This window comes from Nocardia vinacea NBRC 16497, from assembly GCF_000308835.1.
Taxonomy (GTDB): Bacteria; Actinomycetota; Actinomycetes; order Mycobacteriales; family Mycobacteriaceae; genus Nocardia; species Nocardia vinacea.
The window spans coordinates 1-15,191 of the sequence record NZ_BAGN01000236.1 but is presented as its reverse complement, the minus strand read 5'-3'; the positions used below and the strand labels follow the sequence as shown (position 1 = coordinate 15,191).

Genomic DNA, 15,191 nt, shown 5'->3' with positions numbered 1-15,191 from the left:
CGGCGCAATGCCGTTTCCGAGTCGACCACGGACGTTCGTGGCCAATTTCCGCTGCTTGTCATGGTCATGCGGTAAGACCTATATATGCCCAGGTGGCTGCTGCACGTCGATCTCGACCAGTTCCAGGCGGCGGTGGAATTCCGCCGCCATCCGGAGTTGCGCGGTCTGCCGGTCATCGTCGGCGGCAATGGCGATCCCGACGAACCGCGCAAGGTAGTGACCTGCGCTTCATATCCGGCCAGGGCATTCGGAGTGCGCGCGGGGATGGCATTGCGCTCGGCCAAGCGCAAATGTCCCGACGGGATCTTCCTGCCGTTGGATATGGCCACCTACGAGGAGGCGTCCGACGAAGTCATGGCGCTGCTGCGGACCTTTCCCGGCCGCGTCGAGGTGTGGGGCTGGGACGAGGCCTTCCTCGCCGCCGATACCGACGATCCGGAGCAGCTCGCACGCGAAATCCGCAGCGCCATCGCACAATTGGCACTGACCTGCGCCATCGGCATCGGCGACAACAAGCTCACGGCCAAGCTGGCGACCGGTTTCGCCAAATCCGCAGGCAAGTCCTCGGCCGCGCCCGCCGATACCGTCGGCGCGGCGGCGGGGATCTTCCGGCTCACCGCCGCGAACTGGGTCGAGGTGATGGCGCACCGTCCGACGAATGCGCTGTGGGGCATCGGAAATCGGATCGCCGCGCGGATGGCCGAACTCGGCATCGAAACCGTCGCCGACCTGATGGCCGCCGATCGCCAGCGTCTCGCCGCCGAATTCGGTCCGAATACCGGCCCGTATTTCTGGGTGCTCGGCCACGGCAAGGGCGATACCGATGTCACCACCGAACCGCGAATTCCGGTGGGCCGCAGTAAATCCGAGACCTTCCCACACGACCTGACCGATCCCGGGGAGATCCGCGCACAGGTGGCGCGACTGGCCACCGAGGTCGGCGAGGAGATGGCCGCCGCGGGCCGCACCCCGCTGCGCGTCTCGGTGACCGTCCGCAGCAATACCTTCTATACCCGCAGCAAACAGGAGAAACTCCCCGAGCCGACCACCGATATCGCGGCCATCGTGGAAACCGCCCTGCGTATCATCGACCGGTTCGAATTGGATCGCCCCGTCAGGCTGCTCGGCGTGCGCCTCGAACTCGTACCGCAATAGCCACCGGCGAAGATCCACCCCGGCACCGCCCGACGCTCGTATGCTCGTCGGCATGGAGTTCTGGGCGATGGTGGCACACGAATCGGACAGTGGGATCGTGCTCACGCGGCAGCAGGTCAACGAGGACTTCCTCGGGCCGGGTGAGGTCACGATCAAGGTGCACTACTCGAGCGCGAACTACAAGGACGGGCTTGCTATCACCGCGGGCGGTGGCGTGGTCCGGAAGTATCCGATCATCCCCGGCATCGATATCACCGGCGAGGTCGTCACCTCCGAGGTCGACGATTTCGCGCCCGGTGACCAGGTGGTGGCGCACGGCTATGACATCGGCGTTTCGCATCATGGTGGCTTCGCCGAATATGCCAGGGTGCCCGCCGACTGGGTGGTCGAACTCGATGGTCTCAGCACCCGTGACGCTGCCGCGCTCGGTACCGCCGGTTTCACCGCCGCACTCAGCGTGCAGGGTCTGCTCGATCACGAGCTCACCCCGGAGACCGGCGCGGTGCTCGTCACCGGAGCGACGGGCGGTGTCGGCAGCGTGGCCATCGATATCCTGTCGGGCCTCGGTTTCGAGGTGATCGCCTCCACCGGAAAGACCGATGCGGGTGATCTGCTCGCCGAACTCGGTGCGAACGAGGTGATCGGTCGGCTGCCGGAGGATCCGAATGCGAAACTGCGTCCACTGTCGAAGGCCACCTGGGCCGGTGCGGTGGACAGCGTCGGCGGCAAATCCCTCGCCTATATTCTCAGCGCGATCGGCTACGGCGGTGCGGTCGCGGTCAGCGGCCTCACCGGCGGCTCGGATCTGCCGACCACCGTCATGCCCTTCATCCTGCGCGGCGTATCGCTGCTCGGCATCGACTCCGCGTACGTCCCGATCGACAAGCGGCGCGTGCTGTGGGCGCGACTCGCCAATGAGCTGCGGCCACAACACCTTTCGACCATCGAGAACTTAGTTCCCATCACCGAGGCCGAGAGGGTCCTGCACGCCATTCAGCAGGGCAGCCACTCCGGCCGCACCGTATTCGGCGTCGCAGGCGAATTCTGACGGTAACCACCGAAGCCCGGAACGAGCCGGGCTTCGGTGGGTTCGGACTCAGGCCGCGACTTCGACCGGCTCGTCCGCGAACTGTGTGCGGTACAGCTCCGCATAGCGTCCATCGGCGGCGAGCAGTTGGGTGTGCGTGCCGCGCTCCACGATTCGGCCGTCCTCGAGCACCAGGATCTGGTCGGCGGCCCGAATGGTGGAGAGGCGATGTGCGATGACCAGTGCGGTTCGACCGTCCAGCGCTTCGGAAAGCGCCTCTTGGACAGCGGCTTCCGAGGTCGAGTCCAGCGAGGCGGTCGCCTCGTCCAGGATCACCACGCGTGGTTGCTTGAGCAGCAGCCGGGCAATGGTCAGACGCTGGCGCTCACCGCCGGAGAGGCGGTAGCCGCGTTCGCCGACGACGGTATCCAGGCCGTCCTGCAGTGACGTCACCAGCTCACGCAACCGAGCCCGATGCAACGCATCCCACAGCTCGGGCTCGGTGGCCTCCGGTCGGGCCAGCAGCAGATTGGCGCGGATGGTGTCGTGGAACAGGTGGCCGTCCTGGGTGACCAGGCCGACGGTGTCCCGGATCGAGGTCGTGGTCAGGTCGCGCACATCGGTTCCGTTGAGCCGCACCGTACCGCCGACCACATCGTAGAGCCGGGAAACGAGTTGGGCCACAGTAGATTTCCCGGCACCGGAGGAACCGACCAGCGCGACGAGCTGACCTGGCTCGGCCCGCAGCGAAATATTGTGCAGCACCTCCACCCCGCCGCGGGTATCGAGTGTCGCGACATCCTCGAGCGAGGCGAGCGACACTTTATCGGCCGACGGGTAGCCGAAGGTGACATTGTCCAGTTCCACCGCGACCGGACCCGCGGGCACCGCGACGGCATCCGGTGCATCTTCGATCAGCGGTTTCAGATCCAGCACCTCGAAGACCCGCTCGAAGCTCACCAGCGCGGACATGATCTCCATCCGGGCACTGGCCAGTGCGGTAAGCGGCGTGTAGAGGCGGGTCAGCAGCAGCGAAAGCGACACCACCGCACCGGCATCCAACTGACCGCGCAGCGCGTACCACCCGCCGAGTCCGTAGACCAGGGCCAGTGCCAGTGCCGAAACCAGGGTCAGCGAGGTGACGAAAACCGTCTGCAGCATCGCGGTGCGCACCCCGATATCGCGTACCCGACGTGCGCGGAGTGCGAATTCGTCCGACTCCTGCTGCGGCCGTCCGAACAGCTTCACCAGCGTCGCGCCGGGCGCGGAGAACCGTTCGGTCATCTGGGTGCTCATCGCCGCATTGAGGCCCGCGGCTTCGCGCTGCAATCCGGCCAGTCGATTACCCATCCGCCGCGCCGGAACCACGAATACCGGTAGCAGCACCAGCGCGAGCAGCGTGATCTGCCAGGAGATGCGGACCATGACGGCGAGGGTGAGCGCGAGGGTGACCAGATTCGTGACGACACCGGAGAGTGTGTCGCTGAACGCGCGCTGCGCCCCGATCACATCACTGTTCAAGCGGCTGACCAGCGCACCGGTGCGGGTCCGAGTGAAGAACGCGACCGGCATCTTCTGCACATGATCGAACACGGCCGTGCGTAGATCCAGGATCAGCCCCTCACCGATCCGCGAGGACAGCCAGCGAATGATCACCCCGAGTGCGGCATCGACCACCGCGAGCCCGCCGATCAGGACGGCGAGGGTGACCACGGCGCGCGGCGCCGCGCCGCCGACGATGTCGTTGACCACCCGTCCCGCCAGCACCGGCGTCGCCACCGCGAGCAATGCGGACACCACGCTGAACAGCAGGAACGCACCGATCCGGCGGCGGTGCGGGCGCGCGAAGCGCAGAATGCGCTGCGCGGTCGCGAGCCGGAACGGCCGCTGCTCCTGCGGCGCGTTCGCCCGCCGATACATCTGGCTCCAGGCCACCGATTCGATACTCACTGTGTTGCTCCCTCTCGTCCCCACCCATCGAACACCTGGTCACCGACACTAAGACCTCAACAAAGGTTGAGTGCAAGCCCATTCCGCATCGATTCCGCGCACAGCGAACAGAGTGCTGATCTTGCGTCGCGCGGGTGCATAGGCTGGCGGGGTGGGTGTACATAGGCTGGCGGCGACGTTGGGGCGCGGGATTGCGGGCGAGGTCGATGCGTCCGCGCGTAGGCGTGCCGAGTACTCCTCCGATGCGTCGAATTATCGGGTGCTCCCGGTCGCGGTCGTTTTTCCGCGTGGTGCCGAGGATGTGGCGCGCACGCTCGAATTCGCCAGGGGTAATGGGCTGTCGGTTACCGCGCGGGGTGCGGGGACCTCGGTGGCGGGCAATGCCATCGGGCCCGGGATCGTGGTGGACTTCAGCCGGTACATGAATGGCATCGGTGAGCTGGACCCCGAGCAGCGCATCGCACGCGTCCAGCCTGGTGTCGTCCTCGGCGAGCTCCAGCGAAGGGCAGCTGTGCACGGGCTGCGGTTCGGACCCGATCCCTCGACGCAGAACAGGTGCACGCTCGGCGGGATGATCGGCAACAATGCGTGCGGACCGCATGCGGTGGCGTGGGGGCGCACCTCGGATAATGTGCGTGAGCTGCGCATTCTCGACGGAACAGGAGCCGAGCGGAGGCTGGCGGCCGACCCGTCCGCAATTCCTGGCCTGCCCGAATTCACCAGAGCCGGTCTCGCGGTGATCCGCACCGAACTCGGCCGATTCGATCGGCAGGCCTCCGGCTACGGGCTGGAACATCTACTGCCGGAACGTGGTTCGGCGGTTGCGAAGTCATTCGTGGGCACCGAGGGGACCTGCGGGTTGCTGCTCGAAGCAACGGTAGATCTGGTCCCGTTGCCGCGGGCCACCGTTCTCACAGTGCTCGGCTATCCCGATATCGCAACGGCCGCCGACGATGTCGCTGCGGTCATGGCCTGCGACCCGATTGCGGTCGAGGGTATAGATGCGCGACTGGTCGATATCGTGCGCGTGCACCGAGGGGCCACCAGCGGTGTGCCGGAACTGCCGCGCGGTAGCGGCTGGCTGTTCGTCGAGTCCGCCGGTGATACCCCCGCCGAGGCGTATGCCGCGGCCGAGAAGCTTTGCCGAACCGTCGGTGCGCTGGACTCCAGGATTGTCGCCGATCCCGGTGCCGCCGCAGCACTTTGGCGCATTCGAGCCGAAGGCGCGGGCCTGGCCGGTCGCACTCCGGCGGGTCATCCGGCCTGGCCGGGCTGGGAGGATGCGGCCGTCCCACCGGAGCACCTCGGTGCGTATCTGCGCGATTTCGCCACGCTGACAAAGGACCACGGCGTGGACGGACTGCTCTACGGTCACGTCGGTGACGGCTGCATCCACGTCCGTCTCGATCTGCCGATTGCCGATGCGCCGCAACGCTTTCGGAACTTCATACAGGATGCGACCGAGCTGGTGGTCCGCTACGGCGGCTCACTCTCCGGCGAGCACGGCGATGGCCGGGCCCGCTCGGAATTGCTCTCGATCATGTACTCCCAGGACGCGCTCGACGCATTCGCGGGGTACAAGGCGCTTTTCGATCCAGATGATGTGTTGAACCCGGGCGTCCTGGTTGCGCCGCGCCCCATCGATGCCGACCTGCGGCTGGTCGGAGTGCGGCCGATCGGAGCGGGCGGTTTCGCATTTCCACACGACAACGGCGATGTCGCCGCCGCCGTCCATCGCTGCGTCGGTATCGGCAAATGCCGTGCCGACACCCGCGCGACCGGTGGTTTCATGTGCCCGTCGTATCTGGCCACCGCCGACGAGAAGGACAGCACCCGCGGCCGGGCGCGTGTGCTGCAGGAGGTGGTGCGCGGTGCACTCCCCTGGTCGTCCGAGGCGGTCGCCGAATCGCTCGATCTGTGCCTGTCTTGCAAGGCATGTCGCTCCGACTGCCCGGCCGGGGTCGATCTGGCGACCTATAAATCCGAGGCGCTCTACCGTCGTTACCGGCACCGCCCGCGTCCCGTTGATCATTACACGCTGGGATGGCTGCCGCGCTGGCTCGGTGTCGCGGGTCGCATGCCGCGAGCGGCGAATGCGCTGGCCGAAATCGGGTGGTTGCGCCGAATCGCCTTGCGTGCGGGCGGAATGGATCCGCGACGTCCGGTACCGCGACTCGCCGACCGCGGTTTCCGCAGGAGCTGGCACGACCGGGGGAATTCGGACGGGGCACCCGAAGTGCTGCTGTGGATCGATACCTTCACCGATGCCTTCGACCCCGAAATAGCCCAGGCCGCAGTGCAACTGATGGAATCCCTCGGCTACCGAGTCCGCATACCGCGGCGGCGCGTGTGCTGCGGGCTCACCTGGATCAGCACCGGACAACTCGACGGTGCTCGGGCTCGGCTGCGCGCGACACTGACCGAACTGGACGAGCATGTGCGCGGCGGCGGCATAGTCGTCGGCCTCGAACCGTCATGTACGGCGGTGCTGCGCTCGGACCTGCCGGAACTGCTACCGGACGACCCGCGCGCGGCCGCTACCGCAGCGGCTGTGCGCACACTCGCCGAATTCCTTGCCGAACAGCCGAACTGGCGGCCGCCATCGCGACCGGGACAGTCGGTGGTCGTCCAACCGCATTGCCATCACCATGCCGTAATGGGCTTCGACGTAGATCGCCAACTATTAGCCAGCATGCAGATAAATGTGACAGAGGTCACCGGATGCTGCGGTCTGGCCGGAAACTTCGGAATGCAATCCGACCATTACGACATTTCGGTCGCTGTCGCCGAGAATGGCTTGCTCCCGGCGCTACGGAATGCCGACGATGATTCGATCTTGATAGCCGATGGCTTCTCGTGTCGAACCCAGGCCGTGCAGCTGAGCGGCCGCCGAGGCATACACCTCGCGCAATTCTTGCTCGGCGAATGAGTCTCAGCTGCCGAACGGCAGCGTGCCGGACGGAATCTGGTAGCCCGAGCTGCCCGCGGAAACCGCACCCCAGGCATTGAGCAACCAGTTGAGCGCGTTGGTGATCATTTCGTACCTCCGATATGGCGACTGCCAGCTGTTTGCCGAACGCATCAATATCGCCACGCTAATTATCCGCGTTACAAAATAGCGGCGATCTGCGGTTATGCCGAATCTGTATGACAAATCGCGCATTAGGACCGAAATAATTGTGAGCCGGGCAACATTCGAGACCCGCGCGCTCGCCGCCCACCTACGGGGGCACAATGAGGCGGTGCGCAATCAGACGGCCGCGCCGGACCTGAACCGGACCGGCCTGACCAGGACGATCACGGCCGAGCGGCCGATCGATCTCGCGCCCACCCTCGCGCCACTGTCCCGCGGCCGCGGTGACCCGTGTCACCAGGTCGCCCATGACGGCGCGCACTGGCACGCCTCTCGAATGCCGACCGGCCCGGTCACCTACCGTCTTATCCAAGCCGATCGCCAAACCGTCGACGCCCGCGCCTGGGGTCCAGGAGCGGCCGAATTCCTCGACGGCCTCGATCACATGCTGTGCCTGGACGAGGACGTTTCCGACTTCGCCCCCGAACATCCGAAGATCGTCGACGCGCACCGCCGCTTTCCCGGGCTGCGCATGCTGTGCACCGGTCTGGTCTTCGAGGCCTTGGTCCCGGCCGTGCTGGAACAGAAGGTGCACACCGTCTCCGCCCGCGCATCCTGGCGAAAGCTGGTGCGACAGTTCGGCTCTCCCGCACCCGGCCCAGCACCGGCCGGACTGCTGCTGCCACCCGACGCCGATACCTGGCGCAAGATCCCGTCCTGGACCTGGCACCGCGCCAATGTCGGGCCGCAGCGCGCGCAGACGATCGTGCGCGCGGCCCGGGTGGCGGACGCGCTGGAGCGGGCGGCGGCCGAAAGTCCGGCCGAAGCCGCCCGCCGCCTGCGCACGGTGCCCGGTATCGGCGTGTGGACCGCCGCCGAGATCGGGCAGCGCGCCTTCGGTGACGCGGATGCCCTCTCGGTCGGCGACTACCACCTGGCGGCCATCGTCGGCTGGACGCTGCTCGGTGAACCCATCGACGACGACGCGATGGTCGAATATCTGGAACCGCTACGGCCACATCGCTATCGGGCCGTCCGCCTGCTGGAGATCAGCGGTTACGCGCACAAGCCGAAGTTCGGCCCGCGCACCCCGCTCACCGATCACACCTGGCACTGAGCGGATCCGCCGGACAGCTCGTTTCGGCAGGCCGTATTTCGTCTGCGCGACAGCGTGACGTCGATATGACACAGACTCGGCGGTCACCCAGCGCAGCACCCGAATGCAGTCGGCAAGCACCTCCGGGACACCCGGTGGTTCGGCAGCGGGCCTCATAACGGCAGGGCGCGCTCGTCCAGCACACATTTGCCCGCCTCGACCAGCGTGGTCCGCGCCGCACGGCGGACCCGGCACCGGTCGACGGTGCAGTCGATATGCAACTGCATTGCGGCGTGGGCTTGTTCGGTTGTCAGCACACCAGGGTCGTTTCCGCAGGCCAATAGGGATGCGACCGGCATGTGCAGGTTGGTGAGTTGCATCAGGCGACGACCTCCGCCCGGCGGCGCACCGCCCGGACTTGTCGGGTGTACCGGGAAATCGGTCCCTGGTCCCACGGGGCCTGTCGAACGGCCATACCGAGCGCCTCGAGTACGGTCAGGCCGACCTCGTCCGCGAGATCGCCGACCGCGGCGAACAGCGATGGCACCACCTCAGCAACCTTCAACGCGGCAACCGCCTGGTCGCAGGTCAGCGTGCGTCCGGGCAAATAGGAAACCACCCAGCTCTCCTGCCCGACGCTGCGGGCACGATGCGGGGTCAAATCGCTGGTCATCAAGGACGACGCTATGACACTAACAGCCATGACTCCTCGTTCCTTCGGTGCGATTCCTGCGACGCTCGCGACGCGCCCGGAGGCGGTAGCTTGCGTGACCACGGAGGGCGCCGCGAGCGTCGCCATCGAATACTGTGCGCGCCCGGAGGTTTCACAGGAGGAGGGAAAGGCGCCTGTTCCGCTCCGGGCACACTCCCAGCACACCATCGCGGCAGGTCACGAACAGCGTCCTTCGTGGATATCCAAAGATTTGAGGCGAATTCCCAGCACAAAACCCAGCAGGGAAGGGAGGATTCTCCATAGTGGACGAAAGAGCTCTCTGCCCAAGCGAAGTGCCGGGGAAACCGAGCTTGTGGGGGTCGACCCGGAGCAACCGTTGGGTTTGCATCCGAGCCCGCGACGTGAGCGAGCGTAGCGAGCGAACCATGTCGCAGGGCGCATCGCGTGAGCGACGGGCCCGGTGGCGGAAGCCTGCGCAACCACGTAGGCGCCCGCGAACATCGCAATTGAATACAGAACGGAGCGTGCTGTGTCAGCGAATTCGGCAAGAGCGTCGGCAACCCCGGACCGGCTATCCCCTGAGAACGCCGCCTCCACTCTACCCAGACGCCAGCTCGGCAGGTATCTCCGGGACTGGCGCACCCAGTCGGGTCTCACCATCGCGGAGGCATCCAGGCTGATGGAGTGGGGCGCAAGCACGTTGCAGCGCTTGGAAAAAGGCCAGGCCGACCGCATCCGAACGATCGATATCCAAGAACTGTGTCGTATCTACGGCATACCGGACGAATTGTCCGATGGTCTGAAGGGCCTGGCCCAACAAGCCGCCGTCAAGAGTTGGTGGCATGCCTACGGCGATCTCATCCCCGAAAACTTCGACGTCTATGTCGGTTTGGAGGCATCGGCTCAGAAACTCACCTCCTACCAATCCGAAATCGTACTCGGCCTACTTCAGATTGCAGACTACGCAAGGGCACTCAATCGTCTCGGCTACCCGGATGATTCGGACGCGGAGATCGAGCGCCGGGTCCAATTGCGTATGCAGCGGCAGGCTTTGATCACCCGCAAGGTCGCACCGGCTACGGTGAACGTAATCCTGCACGAGTCGGTTTTGCGCCGGGTGGTCGGTGGCGCCAAAGTGATGGCGGCGCAGCTACGTCATCTTGCCGATATCAGCACCCAACCCAATATCTCCCTGCGTATTCTGCCGTTCGCGGCCGGTGTTCCGCTCGGAGTGTCCACCGGACCGTTCACAGTTCTCGAATTCGGTATCGATGGCAAAGGCCAGCCGGTCGAGCCGCCGGTTGTGTACGCAGAGGGCTTCACGGGGGATCTCTACCTCGAAAGACATGCTGATGTACGGCGGTACGAGCGTGCGCACGAGTGCCTCCAGCGCTGCGCGCTGGATATTCAACCCAGTAGACATCTGCTCCGGCAGATAGCGAAGGAGTATGTGGCATGAGTATGGATTTGGTTGGCGCGCAATGGTTCAAGAGCATGCACAGCGGTGCGGGCAAGGACTGCGTCGAGGTCGCATTTCTCGCCGGCGGCCGGGTCGGCGTGCGCGACAGCAAAAATCCCGGTGGACCTGCCCTCGTCTTCGGTACGGGCGCATGGGACGCTTTCACCGCAGGTGTTGCGGGCGGCGAGTTCTGAGGAGTTGCGGGCGTGAGCATCAATGACGGGGCGAAAGTAGATTTGACCGGTGCGGTCTGGCGTAAAGCCGGCGAGGGCGCGGGTAAGGACAGCGTCGAGGTGGCGCTATTGGATGCCGGGCACGTGGCGCTGCGCGACGGTAAGGACCCGGACGGGCCGGTTCTGGTCTTCACTCCCGGTGAATGGGCCGCTTTCACGGCGGGTGTGCACGATGGTGAGTTCGACCGGCCCGAGTCATAGGGCGACCGACCCGGCGGTGTCGTGTCCGCCGGGTCCTGTCACCTGACGGCAGACTGGGTCCCGCCGTATTGATCGGATGTGCTCGGAAAGATCACGAATTAGCGCAGATTCGACAACGAAATCGCGTTTGCCGAGGGTCATTACGGGTAGCCCACATCTTGTGGACCGTGGGCTCAAGAGTTCCCATCCCCGGTACAAGAAATTGCGGCCGGGCGATTGGGTTGAATGGCTGATCGTGGCACTGCTTTTCGCGGTGTCCGCGGTCGGCGTATTCGTCCTGACCGGCTCGTTCCTCTCGGCGCTTTTCGTCGGGGTGCTCGTGTGGGTCGTCGCCGTCGGGGTTGTCGCGTTGTTATAAGGGTGCGCCAACCGGCCGGGTGTTCTTACCCCGGCCGGTGGTCCAATATCGGTTGATCAGCGCCGGAAGAGCTTGTTGCCCAACCAGACCAGTGGATCGTACTTCTTGTCCGCCACCCGCTCCTTCATCGGAATCAGGGCATTGTCGGTGATCTTGATGTGCTCCGGGCAGACCTCGGTGCAGCATTTGGTGATATTGCAGAGCCCGAGCCCCTGATCTTCCTGAGCCAGATCGCGACGGTCGGCCACGTCGAGTGGATGCATCTCCAATTCGGCGATCCGCATCAGGAAGCGCGGACCGGCGAACGCTTCCTTGTTCTCCTCGTGGTCGCGGACCACGTGACAGGTGTTCTGGCACAGGAAACATTCGATGCACTTGCGGAACTCCTGGGAGCGCTCCACATCGACCTGCTGCATCCGGTAGTCGCCCGGCTTCAGATCCTCAGGCGGCGTGAAAGACGGTATCTCCCTTGCCTTCTGGTAGTTGAACGACACATCGGTCACCAGATCGCGGATCACCGGAAAGGTGCGCATCGGCGTGACGGTGATCAGCTCGTCCGGCTGGAAGGTCGACATCCGGGTCATGCACAGCAGCCGCGGCCGACCGTTCACCTCGGCCGAACACGAACCGCATTTGCCCGCTTTACAATTCCACCGCACCGCGAGATCCGGGGCCTGGGTGGCCTGCAGCCGGTGGATGATGTCGAGCACCACCTCGCCCTCGTTCACCAGGACGGTGAAGTCGTGCAGTTCCCCGCCGTCGATATCACCGCGCCACACGCGGAATTTGGCGTCGTAACCCATTCTTACGCCTCGCCTTCCGTGGCCGAAACCGAACCTGCCGGATGGGAGGCGAGATCGGCTGAGTTGTAATACTTTTCGAGCTCACCCAGATCGAAGAGCGCGAGCAGATCGTCCCGCATCGGGATCTGGTCCTCCGGGGTGACCCGCACGCCGGGCACCGGTCCGTCCGCATCGGCTGGATCGATCGCGCACACCAGCAGCTTGTTGCGCCACTCCGGATCCATCGCGGGGAAGTCGTCGCGGGTGTGTCCGCCGCGACTTTCGGTTCGCAAAAGTGCCGCCTGCGCGACACATTCGCTGATCAGCAGCATATTGCGCAGGTCGAGGGCAAGATGCCAGCCCGGATTGAACTGCCGATGGCCCTCCACCGTCACGCCGTTGAAACGGGTCCGCAGTTCCGCGAGGCGCTCGATCGCCTCTTGCAACTCGTGTTCTTTGCGGATGATGCCGACCAGATCGTTCATGGCCTGCTGCAGATCGGTGTGCAGGGTGTACGGGTTCTCGCCGGTCCCTTCGGCGGGCGGATCGAACGGCGCCACAGCGGCTTTCGCGGCCGCGTCGATATCGACATCGGCCACCGCGGGGCGCGCGGACAGTTGTTCGACGTAGGTCGCGGCGCCGAGTCCGGCCCGTCGACCGAATACCAGCAGATCGGACAGCGAATTGCCGCCGAGCCGGTTCGAGCCGTGCATACCGCCGGAACACTCGCCCGCGGCGAACAATCCGGGTACGGTCGCCGCGCCGGTATCCGGATCGACCTCGATTCCGCCCATCACGTAGTGGCACGTCGGACCGACCTCCATCGGCTCCTTCGTAATGTCCACGTCCGCAAGCTCTTTGAACTGATGGTGCATCGAGGGCAGCCGCCGCCGGATCTCCTCGGCGGGCAGTCGCGAGGCGATATCCAGGTACACACCACCGTGTTCGGTGCCGCGTCCCGCCTTCACCTCCGAGTTGATGGCGCGGGCCACTTCGTCGCGCGGCAGCAGATCCGGTGTGCGGCGGGCGGAGTCGTTATCGCGCAACCACTGATCGGCCTCTTCCTCGGTCTCGGCATACTGCCCCTTGAAGACCGGCGGAATGTACTCGAACATGAACCGCTTGCCTTCGGTGTTCTTGAGCACCCCACCGTCACCGCGCACACCCTCGGTGACCAGAATGCCCTTCACACTGGGCGGCCAGACCATGCCGGTCGGATGGAACTGCAGGAACTCCATATTGATCAGCGTCGCGCCTGCCCGCAGGGCCAGCGCGTGGCCGTCACCGGTGTACTCCCACGAGTTCGAGGTGACCTTGTAGGACTTGCCGATGCCGCCGGTCGCGACCACCACGGCGGGCGCCTCGAACAGCACGAACCGACCGGACTCGCGCCAGTATCCGAATGCACCGGCGATCCGGTCGCCGTCCTTGAGCAATTCGGTGATGGTGCATTCGGCGAAAACCTTGATGCGTGACTCGTAGTCGCCGGTCTCCGCGAAATCCTCCTGCTGCAGCGAAACGATCTTCTGCTGCATGGTCCGGATGATCTCGAGTCCGGTGCGGTCGCCGACGTGCGCCAGCCGCGGGTAGGTGTGGCCGCCGAAGTTGCGCTGGCTGATCCGGCCGTCGGCGGTCCGATCGAACAGCGCCCCATAGGTTTCCAGTTCCCACACCCGGTCGGGTGCCTCCTGGGCGTGCAGTTCGGCCATCCGCCAGTTGTTGAGGAACTTGCCACCGCGCATGGTGTCCTTGAAATGGACTTGCCAGTTGTCCTTTTCATTGGCATTACCCATCGAGGCGGCGCATCCGCCCTCGGCCATCACGGTGTGCGCCTTGCCGAACAACGACTTGCACACCACCGCGACGGAGAGACCGTGTTCGCGTGCTTCGATCACCGCGCGCAGTCCGGCGCCCCCGGCACCGATGACGACGACGTCGTACTTGTGCCGTTCCACTTCTGGCATGGCCGCGAAACTCCTGGTTTGTGAGGGCGGTTAGTTGATGAACCGCAGATCCGAAATCGTGTCGCTGGCAACCAACATCACGTAGAAGTCGGTCAGCGCCAGCGTGCCGAGGGTGGTCCAGGCCAGCGCCATATGGCGGGTATTGAGCTTGGAGACCTGGGTCCAGAACCAGTACCGCACCGGGTGGGCGGAGAAGTGCTTGAGCTTGCCGCCCATGATGTGCCGGCAGGAATGGCACGACAGCGTGTAGGCCCACAGCAGCACCACATTGCCGACCAGGACGATATTGCCGAGACCGAAGCCGACGCCGCCGGTCTTGCCGTGGAACGCGGTGATCGCGTCATAGGTGTTGATCAGCGAAACCAGCACGGCCACATAGAAGAAGTAGCGGTGCGCGTTCTGGATGATCAGGGGCAGTTTGGTTTCGCCGGTGTACTTGGCGTGCGGTTCGGCGACCGCGCACGCGGGCGGGGAGAACCACACCGCGCGGTAGTAGGCCTTGCGGTAGTAGTAGCAGGTGAGCCGGAACCCGAGCAGGAACGGCAGCACCAGGAAGCCCAGCGGCAGGATCGCCGGGATGTGGCCGAACCATGCGCCGAAATGGCTGGAACCCTCGACGCAGTCGCTGCTCACGCACGGTGAGTAGAACGGGGTCAGGTAGTGGTACTCCGGAACCCAATATGCCGTTCGCACATACGATCTGATCGTCGCGTAGATGACGAAAGCGGCTAGTCCGACGGCGGTTGCTAGCGGTGGGACCCACCACCGGTCGGTGCGCAGTGTGCGCGCGGAGATGGCGGCCCTGGTCTTGCTGAAGACGCCGGTGCCCGTTTCCGGGGCGGCGGTCGGTGCGGCACTCACAGGTGGATGCCTCGCTGATCTGCTGTGCGGATGGTCCCCGTGACCTCCGCAATCGAATGTGATGCTGAGCACCATACGACACCCCCGCTATGGCTCGAGCGGGGTCCCGGCAAAGCCGGCCCGCCTAGGGGGCCGTGATTTCTGCCACATTCGATCCAGGTTTGGTCGCCACACAGGGTGGTGAACCCGTTACACCGCGCAGATCAGAGCGGTATTGCGAGCAGATACGGTCGCGGGCCCGCTCGGCGTCGAGTCGGGGCCGCGAACCGGATTACTTTGTGCGCGGGCGGGAATGGAAGCCGAGGCCCTCGTCCTGTGCGCCCATCCACGCGGCTTCGTCGGATTTGCTGTCCGGTACC

The 15,191-nt window shown here is 65.2% G+C and carries 14 protein-coding genes; 8 read left to right on the top strand and 6 right to left on the bottom strand.

What is annotated here, in order from left to right:
• Positions 1-84 precede the first annotated feature (84 nt).
• Both ON44_RS33005 and ON44_RS33000 read left to right on the top strand, forming a co-directional pair.
• Positions 85-1,155 carry a DNA polymerase IV gene (locus ON44_RS33005; RefSeq protein WP_040697678.1) on the top strand — a complete coding sequence of 357 codons (1,071 nt, stop codon included), beginning with the start codon at positions 85-87 and terminating at the stop codon, positions 1,153-1,155.
• Positions 1,156-1,207: 52 nt separating this feature from the next.
• Positions 1,208-2,203, top strand: a complete 996-nt coding sequence (locus ON44_RS33000) for an oxidoreductase (RefSeq protein ID WP_040697830.1) — start codon at positions 1,208-1,210, stop codon at positions 2,201-2,203.
• A 48-nt stretch (positions 2,204-2,251) separates the two neighbouring features.
• On the opposite strand, the gene ON44_RS32995 is transcribed toward ON44_RS33000, so the two are convergent.
• Positions 2,252-4,132: an ABC transporter ATP-binding protein gene (locus ON44_RS32995; RefSeq protein ID WP_040697674.1), complete on the bottom strand. Its 1,881-nt coding sequence runs from the start codon at positions 4,130-4,132 to the stop codon at positions 2,252-2,254.
• Between the two features lie 151 nt (positions 4,133-4,283).
• Here ON44_RS32995 and ON44_RS32990 point away from each other — a divergent pair, with 151 nt between their 5' ends.
• Positions 4,284-7,061, top strand: coding sequence for an FAD-binding and (Fe-S)-binding domain-containing protein (locus tag ON44_RS32990; protein WP_051182709.1), 2,778 nt, complete (start codon positions 4,284-4,286; stop codon positions 7,059-7,061).
• Positions 7,062-7,374: 313 nt separating this feature from the next.
• Positions 7,375-8,322 (top strand): DNA-3-methyladenine glycosylase family protein, encoded by a 948-nt coding sequence (locus ON44_RS32985; protein WP_051182714.1) that lies wholly within the window; start codon positions 7,375-7,377, stop codon positions 8,320-8,322.
• 152 nt (positions 8,323-8,474) lie between these two features.
• Here ON44_RS32985 and ON44_RS32980 read toward each other — a convergent pair whose 3' ends face one another.
• The gene (locus ON44_RS32980) at positions 8,475-8,681 is read right to left on the bottom strand and encodes a hypothetical protein (protein ID WP_040697671.1); all 207 of its coding nucleotides are present in this window, start codon (positions 8,679-8,681) and stop codon (positions 8,475-8,477) included.
• Positions 8,681-8,974, bottom strand: a complete 294-nt coding sequence (locus ON44_RS32975) for a hypothetical protein (protein ID WP_306306531.1) — start codon at positions 8,972-8,974, stop codon at positions 8,681-8,683. The genes ON44_RS32980 and ON44_RS32975 overlap by 1 nt, the downstream gene beginning before the upstream one ends.
• Positions 8,975-9,503: 529 nt before the next feature.
• On the opposite strand from ON44_RS32975, the gene ON44_RS32970 reads away from it, so the two are divergent.
• The 4 genes from ON44_RS32970 to ON44_RS53540 all read left to right on the top strand — a co-directional run bounded on the left by ON44_RS32970 (position 9,504) and on the right by ON44_RS53540 (position 11,225).
• Entirely contained in the window at positions 9,504-10,433 is a 930-nt protein-coding gene (locus ON44_RS32970) for a helix-turn-helix domain-containing protein (RefSeq protein ID WP_051182708.1), read from the top strand.
• Entirely contained in the window at positions 10,430-10,627 is a 198-nt protein-coding gene (locus ON44_RS32965) for a DUF397 domain-containing protein (RefSeq protein WP_040697659.1), read from the top strand. The genes ON44_RS32970 and ON44_RS32965 overlap by 4 nt, the downstream gene beginning before the upstream one ends.
• A 12-nt stretch (positions 10,628-10,639) precedes the next feature.
• The gene (locus tag ON44_RS32960) at positions 10,640-10,867 is read left to right on the top strand and encodes a DUF397 domain-containing protein (protein WP_051182707.1); all 228 of its coding nucleotides are present in this window, start codon (positions 10,640-10,642) and stop codon (positions 10,865-10,867) included.
• Between the two features lie 235 nt (positions 10,868-11,102).
• Positions 11,103-11,225, top strand: a complete 123-nt coding sequence (locus tag ON44_RS53540; protein ID WP_281005320.1) for a hypothetical protein — start codon at positions 11,103-11,105, stop codon at positions 11,223-11,225.
• 56 nt (positions 11,226-11,281) lie between these two features.
• Here ON44_RS53540 and ON44_RS32950 read toward each other — a convergent pair whose 3' ends face one another.
• The 3 genes from ON44_RS32950 to sdhC are packed head-to-tail and all read right to left on the bottom strand — an operon-like array spanning position 11,282 to position 14,832.
• A complete protein-coding gene (locus ON44_RS32950; protein WP_040697651.1) occupies positions 11,282-12,028 on the bottom strand; it encodes a succinate dehydrogenase/fumarate reductase iron-sulfur subunit in 747 nt (248 codons plus the stop codon).
• Between the two features lie 2 nt (positions 12,029-12,030).
• Positions 12,031-13,971 (bottom strand): fumarate reductase/succinate dehydrogenase flavoprotein subunit, encoded by a 1,941-nt coding sequence (locus ON44_RS32945; RefSeq protein WP_040697648.1) that lies wholly within the window; start codon positions 13,969-13,971, stop codon positions 12,031-12,033.
• A 30-nt stretch (positions 13,972-14,001) separates the two neighbouring features.
• Positions 14,002-14,832, bottom strand: coding sequence for a succinate dehydrogenase subunit SdhC (gene sdhC, locus ON44_RS32940; RefSeq protein WP_040697645.1), 831 nt, complete (start codon positions 14,830-14,832; stop codon positions 14,002-14,004).
• Positions 14,833-15,191: the final 359 nt, after the last annotated feature.